A 3,226-nucleotide genomic window follows, 5' to 3' on the forward strand; every position below is an offset into this window, starting at 1 on the left:
GTAAGCGATCGAATAACGGCGCCCTTGTGTAGAAATCGCTGCACTCTGATGCTACGTGTCCACGTGGACAGCTGGTATCAGAGTGTATGAGTGAGAAACAAGACCTACGGAGCCGATTGGTCGTCGGACGGAAACGAGATGGCCGCCGGGAATATGACGATACGGCTCGTGATGAATTGGTACAGATCTGCCTCCAGCCAGGCGTTTCAATAGCCCGGACTGCGATGGAGCACGACCTCAATCCGAACCTGCTACGCAGCTGGATTGCGCGCTACCAAAAGATCCAGGCCCAACTCGAACATGAGCGGGTAGCGCGCACGACTGCAATTTCCGACGGCGTTGCGATCGACCTCCCTAATACACCATCGGCGTTCGTGCCAGTTGTCGCGGTTCCCCCTTCGTCACCAGCACTGCTACCGGAGCCGTTACCTCCGATTCGAGTAATGGCACTATCGCTGCACGTGCGTCTGACCAATGGTGTCGAGCTTGATCTTGGCGAAGCAAGCGTCGATGAGCTCGCCACGGTGATCCAGATGCTGGGGAGGTTGCCGTGTTCCGGTTCGACGAAGCGCTGAAGATCTATCTGCATCGCGATCCGGTCGACTTCCGCATGGGCATCAACGGGCTGTCGATTCTGGTCGAACAGGCGATGCGCCTGAACCCGATGACCTCGGCGCTGTTCGTGTTCGGCAACCGACGTCGTGATCGAATTAAGATCCTCGGCTGGGGTGGCAACGGCTTCTGGTTGCTGCTCAAGCGCCTCGAAGCCGATCGCTTCATCTGGCCAAACGGAGGTGAAACGATCACGCTCAGCGCCGAGCAGTTGCACTGGCTGCTCGACGGAATCGATCTGGCCGTGATTCAGAAGCATCCCCAGCGATATTACGCGCGAATGAGCTGAACAACGCGCGCACGGTATGGTCTAACCGACCATGCCGAACACCCCCGTCACGCTGAGCGCTGAGGAGTACGAGGCGCTGATTGCCGCGAGCGCCGAACGTGACGCGCTGCGCGGTGAACTTCGGCTCGTAACGGCCCAGCGCGATCTGGCCGAAGAGAAGCTGCGGGCCTACAAGTACGAACTGTTCGGCGCCTCGAGCGAGGCGCGCCATGCCGACCAGCTCGGTTTGTTTAACGAAGCCGAGGCACTGGCGACAACTGCCGATGCACCCGCGCGCGAGGACATGCCCGGCACGTCGGTTGCAGCCCACACGCGTAGCAAGCGCGGGCGCAAACCACTCGATCCGAAACTGCCGCGCGAGATCATGCGGCACGAACTGCCCGAGTCCGAGCGGTTCTGCGCGCATGACGGTCATGCCCTCGTCGAGATCGGCGTGGAAACGAGCGAACAGCTTGACGTGATTCCCGAGCAGGTGCGCGTCGTTCAGCACCAGCGGGTCAAGTACGCTTGCCCGTGCTGCGACTTGGGCATCAAGGTCACACCTGCACCGGCGCGTATCATCCCGCGCGGGCTGCTCACGGAATCCGCGCTGGCGTGGATCATCACTGGCAAGTACCAGTACGGTATGCCCCTGTATCGCCAGGCCATGTTGCTGCGTCGCTTCGGCGGTGACATCTCGTCGAACACGCTGGCCGCGAGCGTAGTGCGGGTGGGGCTCGCGACGCAACCGGTGATCAACCTGATGCGCGACGCGCTGCTCGAATCGAACTTGATCTACGGCGACGAAACCACGTTCCAGGTGCTGAAGGAACCGGGACGAAGACCGCAGGCGAAGAGCTACCTATGGGCACAGGTCAACGGCTCGGGGCCGCCCGTACGGATGTTCTCCTACTCGCCGGGGCGCGGTGCCCACCATGCGCAGAAGCTCTATGCCGGCGTGCAGCCCGGCACGGTGCTGATGACGGACGGATACGAACTCTACAACGGTATCGCCCACGATCACCAGCTCGTGCATCTCGGATGCTGGGCGCATGTGCGCCGCGGCTTCATCAAAGCCGAGGAATCAGTGCCGAAGACTGCACGCTCGCCGGACCTGCTGGCGACGCGCTTCGTCGTGCTGATCGGTAAGCTGTTCGCGGCCGAGGCGCGCAGTGCGAAGTGGAAGTCTGAGCGCCGGCAGCGACTGCGCTCCCGTTACAGCGCCCGCGTGCTCACTATTATCGAGCACATGCTGGTCGAGCATCTGCCAGGCGTCGTGCCGTCGAGTCTGCTCGGCAAAGCATTGCAGTACATGAGCGGACAGTGGCCCAAACTGGTCCGCTACGTCGGTAACGGTAACTGGCCGATCTCGAACAACTTGTGCGAGAACGCGATCCGACCGTTCGTCGTCGGCCGCAAGGGCTGGCTGTTCTCCGACACGGTCGCCGGCGCGCAGGCCAGCGCCAACCTTTACTCCCTCGTCGAGACGTGCAAGGCGAACGGCATAGATCCGTATCGCTATCTTGCTTGGCTGTTTGGCAAACTGCCACAGGCGTCAACAGCTGACGGCTACGCAGCCCTACTACCTTGGGCGTCACGAGACAATCTGTCTAGTGGTCAGGCAAGCAACAGACGTGCGATTAGCAAGGAACGATGACTGCGCGTGGCCAACGATTGCGATACTGCTTCTGTGCCACTCGCTCTTGATACGTGGCGACGCTGACTCGCGCGGGATTCCGACGGACCACCATAGCGAACAAATCGTCTAACCCATACGGTGCAGTGACCTTGATTGAGTCGTCGGGAAGCAGTGTCAGCCCGACTGCAGTCGCATACTCTGGCCACGACGCAACGGCGGCCTCCAACGACCTGAAAGGCGGCACAGCGTGACCAAATGTTGCCTCGAACCAAGTATGAACTGCGGCCTGATTGGTCACCTCCCACGGGAACTGGGGGTGCGTGTGAGCTAGCAGAGACTGAAACGTCGCGTCGCGCTCCGCAGAAAGATCGGTGCTATCGAAGTACGCAACATCGATGTCCGACAATGCCGACGGCGTATCCAGTCCGTGCAGCGAGTCCCATACGAGGTTCCGGACCGCACCGGCCCCGATGCACCAAGAGGGGAGGTTCAAGGTTCGGACCGCAACCAGAGCAGGCCAAAACCATGACGACTCCCGCGCAAGGGCGATGAGGTTTGCTTCGAAATCGGTTGATAGCATGAGTGAAGAGTCTGCCGCGTCGAGAGACAACGTGCTGTCGAGGGCGTCCGCTGCCCCACCGCAAGCCGATCTTAACCGAGTGTGACGTGCCAGGGATCTAGAGAGGCGTGCTTTATAGACCGCTTAC

Annotated in this window: 4 protein-coding genes; 3 read left to right on the forward strand and 1 reads right to left on the reverse strand. The window is 60.9% G+C overall.

Annotated features, from left to right (window positions below):
* Nucleotides 1-86 precede the first annotated feature (86 nt).
* From tnpA to tnpC, 3 genes are read left to right on the forward strand one after another with little or no spacing between them, the layout of a single operon-like run.
* Nucleotides 87-575, forward strand: coding sequence for an IS66-like element accessory protein TnpA (gene tnpA / locus BDI24065_RS40660; RefSeq protein ID WP_175035921.1), 489 nt, complete (start codon nt 87-89; stop codon nt 573-575).
* Nucleotides 551-901 (forward strand): IS66 family insertion sequence element accessory protein TnpB, encoded by a 351-nt coding sequence (tnpB, locus tag BDI24065_RS40665; protein ID WP_060292788.1) that lies wholly within the window; start codon nt 551-553, stop codon nt 899-901. Before tnpA ends, tnpB begins: the two co-directional genes overlap by 25 nt.
* 31 nt (nt 902-932) lie before the next feature.
* A complete protein-coding gene (gene tnpC / locus BDI24065_RS40670; RefSeq protein WP_254609965.1) occupies nt 933-2,537 on the forward strand; it encodes an IS66 family transposase in 1,605 nt (534 codons plus the stop codon).
* Here the strand turns inward: tnpC and BDI24065_RS40675 are convergent.
* Nucleotides 2,521-3,099 (reverse strand): nucleotidyltransferase family protein, encoded by a 579-nt coding sequence (locus BDI24065_RS40675; protein WP_175035922.1) that lies wholly within the window; start codon nt 3,097-3,099, stop codon nt 2,521-2,523. The genes tnpC and BDI24065_RS40675 overlap by 17 nt on opposite strands.
* Between the last annotated feature and the right edge of the window lie 127 nt (nt 3,100-3,226).

The organism is Burkholderia lata (assembly GCF_902499025.1).
GTDB lineage: Bacteria > Pseudomonadota > Gammaproteobacteria > Burkholderiales > Burkholderiaceae > Burkholderia > Burkholderia lata_C.

Coding starts and splice junctions, on each gene's coding strand:
- tnpA (WP_175035921.1), top strand. CDS start 87: ATGAGTGAGAAACAAGACCTACGGAGCCGATTGGTCGTCGGACGGAAA.
- tnpC (WP_254609965.1), top strand. CDS start 933: ATGCCGAACACCCCCGTCACGCTGAGCGCTGAGGAGTACGAGGCGCTG.
- BDI24065_RS40675 (WP_175035922.1), bottom strand. CDS start 3,099: ATGCTATCAACCGATTTCGAAGCAAACCTCATCGCCCTTGCGCGGGAG.